Source organism: Bradyrhizobium sp. CSA207, assembly GCF_029051685.1.
GTDB lineage: Bacteria > Pseudomonadota > Alphaproteobacteria > Rhizobiales > Xanthobacteraceae > Bradyrhizobium.
Map to the genome: position 1 here is coordinate 1 of NZ_JAACFT010000073.1, position 14,810 is coordinate 14,810.

Consider the following 14,810-nt stretch of genomic DNA (forward strand, 5'->3'; position numbering starts at 1 on the left):
TGACATTGGTCGCGACCAGCTCGTCGAGGCCGGGCTCGTAGATCGGGATCTCGCCGCGATGGAGCGCCGCAATCTTCTTCTCGTCCTTGTCGACGCAGGTGACGTCGTGACCGAAATCCGCAAAGCAAGCTCCGGACACCAGTCCCACATAGCCCGTGCCGATCATCGCAATTCGCACGAAAATGCCTCTTTCTGTGAACGATGGATGTTTCGTATCGCCTTCTAGTACATTTTTTCAGCCAATCGCAGGCTCGACCAATCCAGGAACGCGGAATCCGAATAATTCCTTAACGTCCTGCGTTGAGAGAGCATTCGCGATGTGGCACAACATGGCGGCGAGATCGCTCCAGCCTAGCGGCCTCGGGATACTCGTCGTCGCCACGCTTCAGACCCTACGCGAGCAAAGTCTGCGTGTCAGCCAAGCTTGGGGACGCCGCTTGCGCCGAGCACCGCAAATCGGGCCATGGCGGTATCTTCGCCGTACAGTAATGCGCAAATCATAAGGGCGATTGATTTCGAGCTGCGCAATTGTTGTGCGCTCTCAGCAAAAAGCCCGACCCCTGAAGCTTCGCTACCTCTCGGCTTTTCTGATGGCCTGGTGGATCGGATCGAATTGCGGTTAGCGCTCCAGATTTGGGCATCAATTGCCTCACAATTGATATGGCGTTTTCATTATTGCGTTGCAATATGGACGGATCGTCTAGCCCATTATGAGGCCGAAGCGATGATCCGACATGCTGCACGCATGCTGGCGCTGGTGTATTGCGTTTGCAGCCAGCCAGCCTACTCCAGTCTCGAAATGCAGGAGGTCGTCCCTCCGCTTTCATTCACGCTGTTCTGTACTCAGTACCCCGAGGACTGTCAGGAACGGCGGGACCGGCGAATAACGGACTTCCGTTCTCGACGGCAGCGCTGGCGTGAGCTCAACCAGATCAACTTGAGCGTTAATTCTGTTATCGCGGCCGAGAGTCTATTGGCGAGCCGGAACGACTATGATTGGCAGATCTTCCCCTCTGACGGAAATTGCGGGGACTATGCGGTAACGAAACGCCATCTGCTGCTTCGATCGGGCTGGCCTAGTTCGTCTCTTCTTCTGGGTGAAGTCGCTATTCGCGCGACGGGAGAACATCACCTGGTTTTGCTCGTTCGAGAAGGACGGGCCCTCTTTGTTTTGGACAATCTGAGCGGGGTAATTATTCAGTTCAATGAATCTTTGGACAAGTATGTTTTCCTGCGCACGGAATCGGATCTGAACCCCCAGCTCTGGACCCGCGGACCCGCGAGATCTTAGCTGTGTCCCTACTCCTTCGAATTCGACTGTGTCGCCATTCAAATCGTCTCCAGGATTCGCCGACGTACCAATCGGCGAGCTGGCGCTCCGCATCAACGGGCCAAATGCCCGCGATGCGCTCGGCTCGTTAATAATAGCCAACAATCAGCTCAAAACTGCTCTGCCGCAGGTAGCGTCGGGACAGGCTTTTGGGTAAGAAAACACGCATCCATGTCATTGAGATTTACATGACCAAAAAGCGCGCACTAATTACCGGTGTTACAGGTCAGGACGGGGCCTACTTAGCCGAGTTACTCCTTGGAAAGGGCTACGAAGTCCACGGCATCAAGCGGCGGACCTCCCTCTTCAACACCGATCGCATCGACCACCTTTACCTCGATCCACACGAGCCCGATCCGCCATTCCGGCTGCACTACGGAGATCTGACGGACTCCTCCAGCCTCATCCGGATCGTTGCCCAGGTACAGCCCGACGAAATTTACAATCTGGCTGCGCAGAGCCATGTGGCCGTGTCGTTTGAGGAACCCGAATACACTGCGAATTCCGATGGGCTGGGGACGCTGCGGATTCTCGAAGCCATGCGCATCGTGGGGCTGGAGAAGACGGCTCGCTTCTACCAAGCGTCGACTTCCGAATTATATGGCCTGGTTCAGGAAATTCCGCAGAAGGAGACGACTCCTTTTTACCCGCGCTCCCCTTATGCGGTCGCCAAGCTCTACGCCTATTGGATCACGGTGAATTATCGCGAAGCGTACGGTATGTACGCCTGCAATGGTATCCTGTTCAATCACGAGTCTCCCGTTCGCGGTGAGACCTTCGTTACCCGAAAGATCACGCGAGCACTCGCGCGAATCCATTTGGGTCTTCAGGAGCGCCTGTATTTGGGCAATCTCGACGCGCTGCGCGACTGGGGCCACGCCCGCGACTACGTCGAGATGCAGTGGTTGATGCTGCAGCAGGAGAAGCCGGAGGATTTCGTCATCGCCACTGGCGTGCAGCATTCCGTGAGAGACTTCGTTAATATTGCAGCCAGCGAAGTCGGAATAAGGATTCGCTGGGAAGGCAGCGACGTCGATGAGAAGGGCTATGACGCCTCTACCGGCAAATGTATCGTCTCGGTAGACCCCCGCTATTTCCGGCCCACCGAGGTCGCGACTCTCTTGGGAGATCCCGCGAAAGCCAAGCAGAAACTCGGATGGGAGCCAACGACCTCCTTCGAGACTCTGGTTCAGGAAATGATGAAGGAAGATCTCGAATCGGCAAAGCGGGACGAACTGATCAAGCAGCACGGATTCAGATACTTTCCGCGTCACGAGTGATCTCGGGCTAGATCAGCCGTCAAAGCGAGCGGCAGGAGGTAAGCGCTCATCCCGGCGCTCACCTTTGGCTGCTTTTGGTCGTCAGCCGACGTCATCTCTTCGCAGTCGAGGCCAGATGCCTCAGGGCAAGCGAACCGCATCCTCCACTGGAAGTCCAATGTTGTCGTCAGCGCTTGTCGGTCCGATACCCTTCGGCCCTGTCGACTTGCGCTCGTCCGCCATGACTTCCGACCACCGACGAACAATTGTTTGTCGGTCCCACCGATCAAGGGCGCGCTTTCTTCCTTCCTCGCCGTAATGCCCGCGGAGGGCCGATGCCTCACAAAGCTGGCAAATCGCGACTTGAAGAGCGGACGAATCTCCAGGTGGAATCACAAGGCCCGCACCAGTTACTTCCGCCGCGAGCCCCGTCCCCTCTTCGGCCATCGCGACGACTGGTCGAGCCGACGCAAAGATCGCACCAAGCTTGGAAGGCAACACCAGATCGGCTGCCTCGGCCTTCTGCGGAATCAGATGAAAATCGGCAGTTGCCATCAACTCGTTGAAGCTCTCCTTGGGCTGAAGTCCGAGAAAATGGACATTGGAGTGTCCGAGAGCCATTTGCTGGAGCCTCATCTTAGCTGGGCCCTCTCCGGCGAGGATGAAGCGAATATGTGGATGGCTTTGCTCCAACCCGATCGCGGCCTCGATCACGAATTCAAGCCCTTGCTTGTTCGACATCGTTCCGGAGTAGAGCGCAACGATGTCATTCTCGCCGAGCTTCAGCTGCTCGCGATATTTCGTCATCCGCGAAGCGGGGCAGATCGCGCGGGTATCAATCCAATTTCTGACCTCGACCGCTCTATCGAGACGCACCCCCTTGAGGATCAGGCGCCCCACCATCGGTTGAGAGATCGTCGAAACATGATCGAACGATTTGAGGATCGCCGATTCAGTCCTGAGCATCCATTTGCGCAAGAAACCGTTACGCAGCAGACCAAGATCGAACGCTGCATCGACCTCGAAATCCTGAATGTGAAGCCATGATTTGGCACCGATGCGACGAGCAACGACTGAGACGAACGCAGCCGACATCAGAGAAGGGGCAACCGCGACCATGACGTCTGGTCGCCAGGAGAGCGCGTTCACGAGGACCGGCACTGCGCTCGATAGGGCGAACGAGGCATGATGGATGAGCCGCTTCGCCCCTGACGGATGTCCAGGCACATAGATCGGCGTACGCGTGACCCGAACGCCATCGATATGCCTCGATCTGAAGTAAAAACTACTGAAGCCTCGAGGAGTCTTCCAGGCGGGATAATAGGGCGGAGCAGTGATCACCCTGACCTCGTGACCTTCCGCGACGAGGCTTTCGCAAAGTTCGCTATTGTATTTCGCCACTCCGATCAGATCGGGGGCATAATTGATGCCGACCAAAAGAACACGCATAAAGGCGCAATCCAAGTAAGTTTTGAGAATTCAAATTATTGCAGGCAGAATAGTTGAGCTCAGCTGGTGGCGCTAACCTCCAGATGACGGCCGTAGCCTTTTAGAAAATCCTGATACGCTGCGGCGAGGCCGGCGCGCAGAGGAATATTTGGTTGCCAACCAAGGGCCCGCACCCGCGAGCTATCGAGCAGCTTACGTGGCGTACCGTCTGGCTTGGACGTATCGAAGACCAGCTTGCCCCGATAGCCCACCACGTCTGCAATCGTTGCCGCAAAATCGGCGATCGATAATTCGTCGCCGCTGCCGACATTGATCGGCTGGTCGCTCGAATAATTCTTCAGGAGGAAGACACACGCGTCGGCAAAATCATCGACGTTCAGAAATTCACGCAGCGGCGTTCCGGTACCCCAGACCGTCACCGTCGGCGCTTGCTCCAGCTTTGCTTCGTGAAATCGTCGGATTAGTGCCGCCGGCACATGGCTATGATCGGGATGGTAATTGTCGCCACGACCATAGAGATTGGTGGGCATCGCAGAGAAGAAGTCATCGCCGAATTGGCGGCGGTACGCCTGACACATCTTGAGGCCAGCGATCTTCGCGATCGCATACCACTCATTGGTGGGCTCGAGCGGTCCGGTGAGCAGTTCATCCTCGCTGATCGGCTGCTTGGCGTGCTTTGGGTAGATGCAAGATGAGCCCAAAAACAAGAGGCGCCGCACGCCGACGGCATGGCTGGCGCGGATAACGTTTAGTTCGATCGAAAGATTGTCGCAGAGAAAATCGACGGGGAAGTTGCTATTGGCGGCAATGCCTCCGACCTTTGCGGCCGCGTGAATCACGACCTCGGGCCGGTTGGCCTCGAGCCATCGGATCGTTGGCTCTTCCTTGATAAGATCCACCTCATGTCGGTCGGCGCAGAGAATGGTGCAATTCTCAGACGCAAGGCGCCGAACGACGGCCGAGCCGACCATGCCGCGATGGCCGGCTACAAAGACGCGCTTACCGGAAAGATTGTACGTTGATGCCCCTGTCATATGACTACACGGGCCTTCTCTTTACGGAAATATCCACTGCACAGCCCCTTTTCCAATCTGCACACACCAACGGTGCAGCGCAGCATACTAATTTGTTAACACAATCTTTACCGGGCAGCAGCCTAAGTTGACGTTAAATCGCTTTTTTGGTGAACAGCCCCTGGTTGCGCAATCCGGCGGCAGACCATTGGCACAAAAATAGACAGAGCAGTCGTGCGGATCGCACGACTGCTTGTTTCATCCAGGTTAGCTATTCGGTGAGGCTGATCAGTAAGCGCGACGCAGGACGGGGCCTTCCGGCGCGCAGACGCGATCCATGTACCAGCCGTACGGAGTCTCAACACGCACGAGCGGGCAGTGGCGCTGCGGCACATAACGGTATGGGTAGGACTGGGCCCAGAAAGTTACCGGCGTCGCCTGGCTCTCTCCGGTCAGGAGGGCCGCGCTTGCAGGCATTTGCATGCCAGCACTTGCGCCGCTCGCTGCACACAGGGAAGTGGCCAACGCTAAAAGACCCACCCGCGCAAACGTCTTGAACATCCGTATAGCTCCCTTGCCCCGACGGATCTCATCGATCAACCGCACGGCCCGCGGGGCCGGCTTCAGCGGCAGACGATCGGCGAACCGCCCAGAAAACAGTTAAACATCCTCGTAAGATTACCAAGCACCGGGGCAGGAAGGCAACCGATCCGACGCACGGAATTTAGGCTCCGGGCAATAACGCGCCGTACTGTGACTTCTTGGCCCTAGTTCTTCCCGCTCCACGCGCCCGGCGCGGCAAGGTCCGGCGAATGGCGGTACACATCGCGCAGGAATTGGTAGGCGACCGTTTGGGCAAGAGGCACCTCCTCCTCCCCCAGTTTCGCGAACATCAGAATGTCGCGCAGGGTCCGCCAGCGGCTTTCATCGTAGTCCGCGATGCGGCCACCGGTCGGCAAGACCAGGTTACGCTGCTGCTGTAGTTCGAACTTCAGCCGTTCAAAATTTAGCTTCGCCGGGTCAAACTCGGCAAGAACAGGCACACTCTGTGCATAGTCGCTGTAGACGAACTGCCAACCTCGGATGAGTCCGTGGAGAACGTCGACAATGACGGACGGACGATCATGAATGAGGTCGTTGCTGGCGAAATAGACCAGCCCCGGGACATGAATGCCGTAGTCCTGCGGCTTGATCACATTCAGCCGGATGCCCGTACCGGACGGAGTTGGCTGGTCATCGATGGCGGCGATGATGGCATCGACCTCGCCGGCCCGGAGCGCATCGAAGCTGTCGCGATCGGCCACTTTCGTCACTTGGCTGCGCGGCAGGCCGAGCTGAGCCATCATCGCGTCGAAGATCACGTCTCCCTCGCTTGCCCTGCGGTAGCCGACGCGCTTGCCGACCAGGTCGGGCGGCCGGCGCAAGCCGGATCCTTCGAGGGTAAAGATCGCAATCGAGGTGTCGAGGAAGCTTGCGGCGAACGCCGTTACGGGCACGCCGCGCCAGGCGGCCAGCAGAAACTTTTGGCCGCTGGTCACGCCAATGGCATGTTCGCGTGCGACTGTCTCGACGAAGTTCGGGTCGTCAGGGTGCGGGCGCAGCGCGATCTGGGACGTGAGAAAGCCCTGCTTGAGCGCGATCAATTCGCCGGCAAAGCGCGCCGCGTAGGGGCCGTCGAGGAGCAGACTTGCCGCGGCCGCGGGGTTCGATACTTGGCGCGGCGGCGAATCCGGGCGCAGTGCGATAAGGGCCAAGCCCAGCAAGGCAACGGCCGCAAGACCAATCGCTACATACCGGCTGGACCGTCGCCTGGATCGCTGCCGGGACCGGGTCTGGGACACTGAAGGCTTCCTAACGAACTGTGAGATTTAGCATATCGGGTGAGGGCAAATGCGCTACAGTCAAACCGTTGGGGTAAGGTTACTTTTTCCTTCGTCTTGTTTTAATTGCGATTTTGCCTGATAGCACCGTGTATTCGGATCAATGAATTGTTCGTAAGTGAGCATTAGCGCGATGACGATTGTATCGGCTCGACCGGCTCCCGTCCCTGATTCGGCTGCGGAAATTGCTGTGGTGGAGCCGGTTTCGGCGACACCTCAAAGTAATGCCTGGAGCTTTCTTCGCCCTCTGGTTGTGGAGCGGCTGGTGATGGTCGGCGACGGCCTGCTGGTGGTGCTGAGCGGCATCGGCTGCGCGGTCGCCTATCACCTCTATACGCAATCGGCGCTCGGCAAGGCCAATGTCTACGCCGCGGCAAGCGTCGTGGTGGCGATCAACTTCATCCTGCTGACCACGGTCCAGCACGGCTATCGCCTCAAGAACATCACCAACCTGCCGCGCGCAGTCCGCACCGCGGTGACGACGTGGACCGGGCTGTTCGGCGCGCTGCTGGCGCTCGCCTTCACCATGAAGGTGAGCGAGGACTTTTCCCGCGGCACCACGATCTCGTTCTACCTGGTCGGGCTGGCCGTGCTGCTGGCCTGGAAGCTGGCCGCCGGGCGCTGGGCCGCCAGGGCGCTTGCGACCGGCGCGTTCGCCAACAGCCGCGCGGTGATGATCGCCGAATTCGGGCTGCCGGCGGCCTCCAACACCCTGATGGACCTTGCCCAGCACGGCTATCGGCTGATGCGGATCATGGAGATCCGCGGCAGCGACCTCGCCTCGCCGCTGCTGCTGTCGGCGATCGCGCCGCGCTTTGACGAGCTGATCGCCTATGCGCGCGAGAACCGGGTCGAGCACATCTTCCTGCTGATGAGCTGGAGCCGGCAGCACGCGATCGACAGCATCCTGGACGCGCTGAAGGTGCTGCCCGTTCCCGTGCATCTGGTGCCCGATGCCCACGCCGCGCGCTTCCTGCGCTATCCGCTGCAAAGCACCGGCCACACCTTTACCGCAGAGCTGCGCCGCGCGCCGCTGTCCTGGAACGAACGCGCGCTCAAGCGCACGCTCGACCTTGCCGGCACCGGCCTGGCGCTGATCGTGTTCGCCCCCGTGATGCTGGTGACCGCCGTGCTGATCAAGGCGACCTCGAAGGGGCCGGTGTTCTTCCGCCAGACCCGTCACGGCTTTGGCGGCCGCGCCTTCAAGATTTTCAAATTCCGCACCATGCGCGTGCTCGAGGACGGCCCGAAAATCGTGCAGGCGCAAAAGAACGACCCGCGCGTGACTGCAATCGGCAAATGGCTGCGCAAGACCTCGATCGACGAGCTGCCGCAGCTGTTCAACGTGCTCATCGGCGACATGTCGCTGGTCGGCCCCCGCCCGCACGCGGCCGCCCACAACACCGAATATGAGCAGATCATCGGCAACTACGCCTTCCGCCACCATGTGAAGCCCGGCATCACCGGCTGGGCCCAGGTTAATGGTTACCGCGGAGAAACCCGCACGCTCGAGCTGATGCAGAAGCGCGTGGAGTATGATCTGTGGTACATCAATAATTGGAGCTTGTGGTTGGATGTAAGAATCTTGCTGGGAACGATAATTGTCACCTTCGGTCGACCGACCGCACATTGATCAGATCTTGTCGAGCCTCAGCGCCCTGCCAATGAACCTCTTTTTCATCCGTATTCGAAAGCTCCTGCACGCGTTCAGTTCTTCATCGGGAATGCGAGCACTTAAGCATGGAGTTGCCGCAAGTATTGAGCACAGCTCCGCACTTGGAGACGTGCAATACAAGACGATCGTTGATATCGGCGCAAATGTTGGACAATTCGCACTTTTCGCGCGCGAACGATACCCAAAGGCAGCCATCTTCAGTTTCGAGCCACTTGAGGATTGCTGGACCACATTCAGCAGCATCTTCGGCAGCGATCAGCAGGTTCAACTCTTCCGCTGCGCCATCGGACCCACCGATGCAAAAGCTGCGATTAACGTCACAAAGGAGAACGACTCATCCTCGCTCCTCGCGCCTGCAGCCACGCAGGTCGAGGTTTTTGGAACGGAGGTGAGCGCGAAAAAAACCGTGGAGTTACGACGATTGCCTTCAGTTTTGAGCGGTGAGCAGATAGCAACTCCGGCGTTGCTCAAGATTGATGTCCAAGGTTTTGAATTAGACGTGCTGAGGGGATCCGAAGAACTGCTGGAACGCTTTGATACTATCTATGTTGAAGCCTCCTACGTTGAACTGTACCAAGGGCAGGCGCTTGCAGGTGATGTGATCGAATACCTGCGCACGCGACGATTTGAGCTCCGTGGCGTGTTCAACCAACATCTGGACGGATCAAGAGGCCCGTTGCAGGCCGACTTCCTCTTTAAGCAGGTTCGCAGCTGATGGGCGCGCCTGCTTCGTTTCGTTCATCGCCATGACAATCCACCCTAAAGATCGAACTAAGCAGCAAATCGTATTTTGCGCGCTCGAAACCTACTCTTTGGTTGGGGGCATGCAGAACTTCAATCGACGTGTAATCAGAAATCTACTATCGCGCGCGCAATCACGCGGCGAGTCTCCGCCGCAGATGAGATTTCTGCGCGACGGCGATTCAATTCCGAAGGATCTCGCAGCTGTTGCGCGAAGCTATCCAAATCGGATCGCCTTTATCCTCGGTAGCGCAATCGCCGGGCTAACTGCCAGTGTCTTTATCGTAGGGCACATCAATCTGTTGCCCATTGCGGCGCTTGTGAGGTGTTTTCGTTGGAAGACACCGATACTGCTATTTGTGCACGGGGATGAGGTTTGGAACGAGCCCAAGCGACGGAAGAAGCGCTGGCACGACAGTCTCTTCCTCCGCGCGGTCAGCCGGATCGCGTCAGTGAGTCAGTACACCGCTGATATCATGTCGCAGGAATTTGGGGTGAACCGGACGAAATTTCGAATTCTTCCGAACGCCGTTGACGCCGTCGAGAGACCGTCGAGCCCTGATGCAAAGGATACACCCGTGGTGCTGACTGTATCGCGGCTGAGTTCGGGCGACCGGGCTAAAAATATCGATCAGATGCTGAGAGCCATTGCACTTTTGAAAACGAGGATACCGAACGTTAGATATGAAGTCGTGGGTGACGGCTCGTTGCGCGGCGAGTTGGAACAGCTGACGAGAGAACTTGGGATCGGCGCCAACGTTTCATTTCTTGGCCGATTGAGCGATGATGAGCTTTCTCAGGCTTATCTACGAGCCTCCGTTTTTGCTTTGCCTTCTTCGAAGGAGGGCTTTGGAATCGTCTACCTCGAAGCGTGGCTTCGTCTGTTGCCTGTCATCTGCAGTTCGTTTGGCGCTTCCAAAGAAGTCGTCTCGGATGGCCTCGATGGATTTGTCGTCGACCATCGGGATCCGGATGCGATATCAGACCGGCTCCAGGAGTTGCTAACAGATCCCTTGCTCGCGCGACGATTCGGAGAACATGGAAGAAAGAAAGTCGAAGCTAAATATCTGAATAGTTCGTTTCAAGCGAACCTGAATGCAATCATTGATAGTCTCCAGATTGATTGATAGCAGCGCGGCTGATCGATCAATCCTTCGAACCAAAGCAAGCCTCTCTCTCCGACTACCTCATTCATGCATCCGCTGACACAATATCTTATGTACCTCAAGAAGCTCCAGCAGTGGGGGACCTTTCTCTCCGGATCTGTTTTGTCACAAGGGCTTGCCGCTCTAACTGGTTTGTTGATCGTTCGCTGGATGACGCTTGAAGACTATGCGGTCTACACGATAGCTACTGTAGTCCTCGGGACCATCACGCTACTAACCAAAGGGGGCACGCATCTCGGCTTTGCCGCAATTGTCGGCCGGACCTGGCCTGACCGCATGCAGGCAGCTTCTGCTCTTGATGCAGCGCTTCGCCAGCGCCGACTCATCTCGGCCGTAATTTTACCTGTCATAGCTCCCATTTCAGTTTGGTTGTTGGTCCGAAACGGAGCACAAGTCTTTGTTGTGGCCACACTACTCTGCCTGCTTCTTATCTACTGGTTCGCAGATATGCGGACTCGATTGGTTGATCAGATTTTGTTTTTTGCTGGACGTGCGTCTCGAACACAAGCGCTGGACACCATTCTGGCTGCAATTAGGTTGGCGCTAGTATCGGGTCTTCATCATCTCGGAATGCTTGGAGCGACGGCTGCAGTTGCTGCTGCAACTAGCATCGCGTTGATGCGCGTTCCTTTCATCGAGCGCTGGACACTTCGAGAGACCCCCTTCAAGAGGGCTATCAAGAATGACGCCTACTTCTCTGAGATTCGCCGAGTTGCGGTTCGGCAGTTTCCACTGGAAGTTTTTTCCTCTCTTCAAGGACAGCTGATCTTTCTTATAATTGCTTGGGTGGGCTTGCCGTCGCAAACAGCCGAATTTGGAGCATTGAGCAGAATTGCGCAGCTGTTGTTACCGGTTCAAGCCTTCATCCAAGCGTTTGCCATTCCTAGCTTTAGCAGGGCCAAGGTACACGTCGGTCGCCGGCTATGTCAGTGGGTAGCGGTCGCGCTACTGCCCAGCGCAGCACTTCTCATTTCAAGCTTGATAGTTCCCAACGCTTTTCTCTGGCTGATAGGCCCACAGTACAGCGCTCTAAAAAGCGAACTCGCGATCTGTGCTCTCGGCGTTGCCGCGAACGGCGTAGGCTCGATTGCTCTTCAACTAATCGGACACCGCGGCTGGAACTTTTGGGCATGGCTGCAGATCCCCGTAACCCTAATTTGGTGCCTAGTAGGACTAACGACTCTCGACTTTAGGACGATCACGGGCGTGCTCTGGCTCCAAGTAGGTTTCGCTGTCGGGCCACTGTCCGCCCTCGCAGGAGACATTCTCGCCGCGTATGCAAGAGGCGAATTTCGATCGACGCAGCCGCCGCTGCCAACTGAATAGGTGTCAAGTGAGTGCAATCTCGTTCTCGATCGTTATTCCGACGTTTCGCCGCTTGGATGCGCTACAAGATTGCCTCGATGGCATCAGGAAGTTGAATGAAAAGCCGGTGCAGATCGTCATAGTCTATCGGCCAGCCGAAGACGTCGAAACAGCGAAGTGGATTGTTGACAGAGCTGCTGGGCACCCGGATTGGCTACTTGTGCCCATCGGAGTGCCCGGCCAAGTTGCAGCGCTAAACGCCGGCGTCGACGTTGCCAAAGGCGAAGTCGTTGTGGTGCTTGATGACGATGCCGTCCCTCGACCCGACTGGATTTCCAAAGTCCTGTCTCACTTCGAGGATCCGCTCGTTGGCGCTGCGGGAGGGCGCGATGTCCTGCACATCGGGGGCGAATGCATTTTGAAACCCGAACTCTCGAAGGTCGGCCATCGGGATTTTTGGGGAAATATCATAGGTCAACATCATTTGGTCGTCGGTCCAGCTCGCGACGTCGAGGTCGTAAAGGGATGCAATTGGGCGATCCGGAGAGGCGCCATAGGTACGCTACGCTTTGACGAGCGACTTCCAGGCCACGGAGCTCAACCTTCGAATGACTACTGGTATTGCTTGAACCTCCGGCGAATGGGTTGGAAAATTATACTCGACCCGACTGCGATCGTTGATCATTATCCTGGATGGAAACCCGACTACCAAGCCGACAGGTGGAGTTACCTTAAGTGTCGGGATTGGACGGCAAGTAACTGCGCGAGCCGATTGGCATTTGCGTCGTGGCATCTGAAAGCCAGGTACGTGTTCTACTCAGTTATCATTGGACACCGTCACTGCCCAGGATTGTTCTTCCTGTTGCATAGCTTGCTTCGACGTCCTCGAAGTCTTTTCGATCAGCTAGCGGGGGGCTGGACGGGCTTTTTTCTCGGCTGGAATCTCTCAAAGGAGTTTGGCCTACGACCTCCTGGTCGCGCTCATGGCCCGCCCGGACATGATTTTCGACTCAGTCGGAACCTAGAGCGGTTGCAGGATGGAGGTCAAACTTGCTGACAAGGAGATCAATTGCGGCGGGGATGATCGCGCTCCCGTTCTCAAGTGTGGGCCTCGCGCGAGCTAGCGAATTTCTGAGGACTGGCTCACTCGGGGAATTGCCGGATCGAAAGACTGAAGCCTTCCCGCTTTCGGACCAGTCAAATGTCGGAAGTTGGCGGAGGTTAGATTCGCATAGCGATGAGTTTGACGGGAATGGCTTGGATCACTCCAAATGGTTGCCAAGCGACTCATGGAACGGCATGAAACCGTCGTTCTTCTCTTCAGAAAATGTTTCAGTCAGTGGGGGGTGCTTGAACATTACCTGCCAACTCCGTGACCCTCCGGCAGCACTTGCACGCGCTGGGTACGGCAAATGGTCGACCGCTGTCGTCAAGAGCGTCTCACCGGTGCTGTACGGATATTTTGAAATTCGGGCAAAAGCGATGCGCTCCGCTGCACTGAGTTCATTCTGGTTCTACAAAAAATACCCGGCTGAGCAGGATGAAATTGATGTTTTCGAACTTTGCAAAGATAAACGAGGCGTTGTGAACAATTACCACATGACGCTGCATGTGTATCAATTGCCTGGGTACACCGCCGACCAAATTTCTGAAGCATACTGGCGCGCTCCCTTTGACTTTGCGGACGAGTTTCATGTCTTTGGCTTGAATTGGGCTGCCGACAAAATTGAATTTTTTGTTGATGGAGCTTTGGTTCGCCGTACCGAGAACCGCCTGTGGCACAGGCCAATGCACATGGTCTTCGACAGTGAAGTCCACAAGGGCTGCGGTATACCCGATGATGCTTCAATGCCGTCCACGTACCGAATCGACTATGCGAGATCATGGCAGGCAACGAAGGATTGAACTTTTTAATGCAGAATCGCGAAAGAACGGCCTTTCCTGAGACCAGCAGCTCCAATCAGATGCAGTCAGCAACTTTGCAAACAAGGCACTCTTTCCTAGCACTGGATATGCTCCGCGGCGTAGCAGCTCTCGCCGTCATGACCCGCCATACATCAAGTCTCTTTGGCGGCCAACTTTTTCCAATGGCATATCTTGCCGTCGATTTCTTTTTCATGCTGAGTGGGTTTGTCCTAGCTCACGCGTATGGAAGGCAGCTTGGGAAAAGTCTTTCATTTAGAGCGTTTATGGTCGCTCGTTTGATTAGATTGTATCCTTTGTATCTCCTTGGCCTACTCGTTACGTGCTTGGCGCTAGGAATTGCGACGATACGCGGCGGCGGAGTTTCCCTGCTGGCATGGCTAATATGGCTGCCGACTGCCTTGCTGTTCTTGCCGGCACCAGGTCACCTCAATTCCAGCATCTTTCCGCTGAATGGACCTACTTGGTCACTATTCTTTGAGCTTGTGGTGAATGCAGCACTTGGCGCGTGGTTCCAATACTTCAGCCTCCGATTGCTCTTCACAATCATTGGTATATCGGGGCTTGGATTGATTTGCTCGGCCGGGTTGATTGGCACTATCGATGTTGGGTTTCAATGGGCGACGTTCCCGCTCGGTTTCTTGCGGGTAGCCCCGTCGTTTTTTGGCGGCTGGTTGCTGTATATGATCTGGCAGCAGAGGCGGACGACCTTAGCAAATTGGGCTGCCCTAGTGGCTGCGTGTTGTCTGATTACCACCCTCGCGATCAATCCATCGCACGACGTCGAAGCGGCGCTCGCGATTGTAACAATCGCTGTGGCGTTTCCAGCCATCATCTATTTGGCGGCAGCCAGCAGCATTACAAATCCCGTTCTGTCCCGTGGATCGACTTGGTTGGGCGCTAGCTCCTACGCAATTTACGTCCTGCATCTGCCCGCCTATCGTAAGCGCGATTTTCCCCGCACGTTGACGCCTGCGCTTTTGACGGATGGCCTTCGTATCGGGGGCGGCGTCTGGCCTGTTCAGGCAGTGGCGGTTTTGGGGAAGTTGAAGGGCAGCAGGTCGGTGAT

13 protein-coding genes are annotated in these 14,810 nt (G+C 56.5%); 8 read left to right on the plus strand and 5 right to left on the minus strand.

Annotated features, from left to right (window positions below; all coding sequences use genetic code 11):
• Positions 1-178: NAD-binding protein (locus GWG65_RS39365; RefSeq protein WP_342760716.1), on the minus strand; the 178-nt coding region annotated here is incomplete at its 3' end.
• Between the two features lie 285 nt (positions 179-463).
• Between GWG65_RS39365 and GWG65_RS39370 the strand changes: the two genes are divergently transcribed.
• Positions 464-1,291 carry a transglutaminase-like cysteine peptidase gene (locus GWG65_RS39370; RefSeq protein WP_275200782.1) on the plus strand — a complete coding sequence of 276 codons (828 nt, stop codon included), beginning with the start codon at positions 464-466 and terminating at the stop codon, positions 1,289-1,291.
• A gap of 227 nt (positions 1,292-1,518) precedes the next feature.
• A complete protein-coding gene (gene gmd, locus GWG65_RS39375) occupies positions 1,519-2,610 on the plus strand; it encodes a GDP-mannose 4,6-dehydratase (RefSeq protein WP_275200783.1) in 1,092 nt (363 codons plus the stop codon).
• Positions 2,611-2,730: 120 nt separating this feature from the next.
• On the opposite strand, the gene GWG65_RS39380 is transcribed toward gmd, so the two are convergent.
• The 3 genes from GWG65_RS39380 to GWG65_RS39390 all read right to left on the minus strand — a co-directional run bounded on the left by GWG65_RS39380 (position 2,731) and on the right by GWG65_RS39390 (position 6,814).
• Positions 2,731-4,038, minus strand: a complete 1,308-nt coding sequence (locus GWG65_RS39380) for a WcaI family glycosyltransferase (protein ID WP_275200784.1) — start codon at positions 4,036-4,038, stop codon at positions 2,731-2,733.
• A gap of 59 nt (positions 4,039-4,097) precedes the next feature.
• Positions 4,098-5,072 carry a GDP-L-fucose synthase gene (locus tag GWG65_RS39385; RefSeq protein ID WP_275200785.1) on the minus strand — a complete coding sequence of 325 codons (975 nt, stop codon included), beginning with the start codon at positions 5,070-5,072 and terminating at the stop codon, positions 4,098-4,100.
• A gap of 746 nt (positions 5,073-5,818) precedes the next feature.
• Positions 5,819-6,814 carry an ABC transporter substrate-binding protein gene (locus GWG65_RS39390; RefSeq protein WP_275200786.1) on the minus strand — a complete coding sequence of 332 codons (996 nt, stop codon included), beginning with the start codon at positions 6,812-6,814 and terminating at the stop codon, positions 5,819-5,821.
• A 385-nt stretch (positions 6,815-7,199) separates the two neighbouring features.
• Here GWG65_RS39390 and GWG65_RS39395 point away from each other — a divergent pair, with 385 nt between their 5' ends.
• The 4 genes from GWG65_RS39395 to GWG65_RS39410 all read left to right on the plus strand — a co-directional run bounded on the left by GWG65_RS39395 (position 7,200) and on the right by GWG65_RS39410 (position 11,839).
• A complete protein-coding gene (locus tag GWG65_RS39395; protein WP_275200793.1) occupies positions 7,200-8,564 on the plus strand; it encodes an undecaprenyl-phosphate glucose phosphotransferase in 1,365 nt (454 codons plus the stop codon).
• A 7-nt stretch (positions 8,565-8,571) separates the two neighbouring features.
• Positions 8,572-9,321, plus strand: a complete 750-nt coding sequence (locus GWG65_RS39400; protein WP_275200787.1) for an FkbM family methyltransferase — start codon at positions 8,572-8,574, stop codon at positions 9,319-9,321.
• A 109-nt stretch (positions 9,322-9,430) separates the two neighbouring features.
• Positions 9,431-10,474 carry a glycosyltransferase family 4 protein gene (locus GWG65_RS39405; protein ID WP_275200788.1) on the plus strand — a complete coding sequence of 348 codons (1,044 nt, stop codon included), beginning with the start codon at positions 9,431-9,433 and terminating at the stop codon, positions 10,472-10,474.
• A 66-nt stretch (positions 10,475-10,540) separates the two neighbouring features.
• Complete coding sequence (locus tag GWG65_RS39410) at positions 10,541-11,839, plus strand: hypothetical protein (protein WP_275200789.1); 1,299 nt, start codon at positions 10,541-10,543, stop codon at positions 11,837-11,839.
• 232 nt (positions 11,840-12,071) lie between these two features.
• On the opposite strand, the gene GWG65_RS39415 is transcribed toward GWG65_RS39410, so the two are convergent.
• A complete protein-coding gene (locus GWG65_RS39415; protein ID WP_275200790.1) occupies positions 12,072-12,302 on the minus strand; it encodes a hypothetical protein in 231 nt (76 codons plus the stop codon).
• 815 nt (positions 12,303-13,117) lie between these two features.
• On the opposite strand from GWG65_RS39415, the gene GWG65_RS39420 reads away from it, so the two are divergent.
• Positions 13,118-13,723: a family 16 glycosylhydrolase gene (locus GWG65_RS39420; RefSeq protein ID WP_275200791.1), complete on the plus strand. Its 606-nt coding sequence runs from the start codon at positions 13,118-13,120 to the stop codon at positions 13,721-13,723.
• Positions 13,702-14,810: acyltransferase (locus GWG65_RS39425; protein ID WP_275200792.1), on the plus strand; the 1,109-nt coding region annotated here is incomplete at its 3' end. The genes GWG65_RS39420 and GWG65_RS39425, both read left to right, overlap by 22 nt.

Bases quoted from the DNA above. Each gene is read 5' to 3' on its own strand.
- GWG65_RS39405 (WP_275200788.1), top strand. From the start codon at position 9,431: ATGCAGAACTTCAATCGACGTGTAATCAGAAATCTACTATCGCGCGCG.
- GWG65_RS39410 (WP_275200789.1), top strand. From the start codon at position 10,541: ATGCATCCGCTGACACAATATCTTATGTACCTCAAGAAGCTCCAGCAG.
- GWG65_RS39395 (WP_275200793.1), top strand. From the start codon at position 7,200: ATGGTCGGCGACGGCCTGCTGGTGGTGCTGAGCGGCATCGGCTGCGCG.
- GWG65_RS39380 (WP_275200784.1), bottom strand. From the start codon at position 4,038: ATGCGTGTTCTTTTGGTCGGCATCAATTATGCCCCCGATCTGATCGGA.
- gmd (WP_275200783.1), top strand. From the start codon at position 1,519: ATGACCAAAAAGCGCGCACTAATTACCGGTGTTACAGGTCAGGACGGG.
- GWG65_RS39415 (WP_275200790.1), bottom strand. From the start codon at position 12,302: ATGATGTTGACCTATGATATTTCCCCAAAAATCCCGATGGCCGACCTT.
- GWG65_RS39385 (WP_275200785.1), bottom strand. From the start codon at position 5,072: ATGACAGGGGCATCAACGTACAATCTTTCCGGTAAGCGCGTCTTTGTA.
- GWG65_RS39420 (WP_275200791.1), top strand. From the start codon at position 13,118: ATGAAACCGTCGTTCTTCTCTTCAGAAAATGTTTCAGTCAGTGGGGGG.
- GWG65_RS39370 (WP_275200782.1), top strand. From the start codon at position 464: ATGGCGGTATCTTCGCCGTACAGTAATGCGCAAATCATAAGGGCGATT.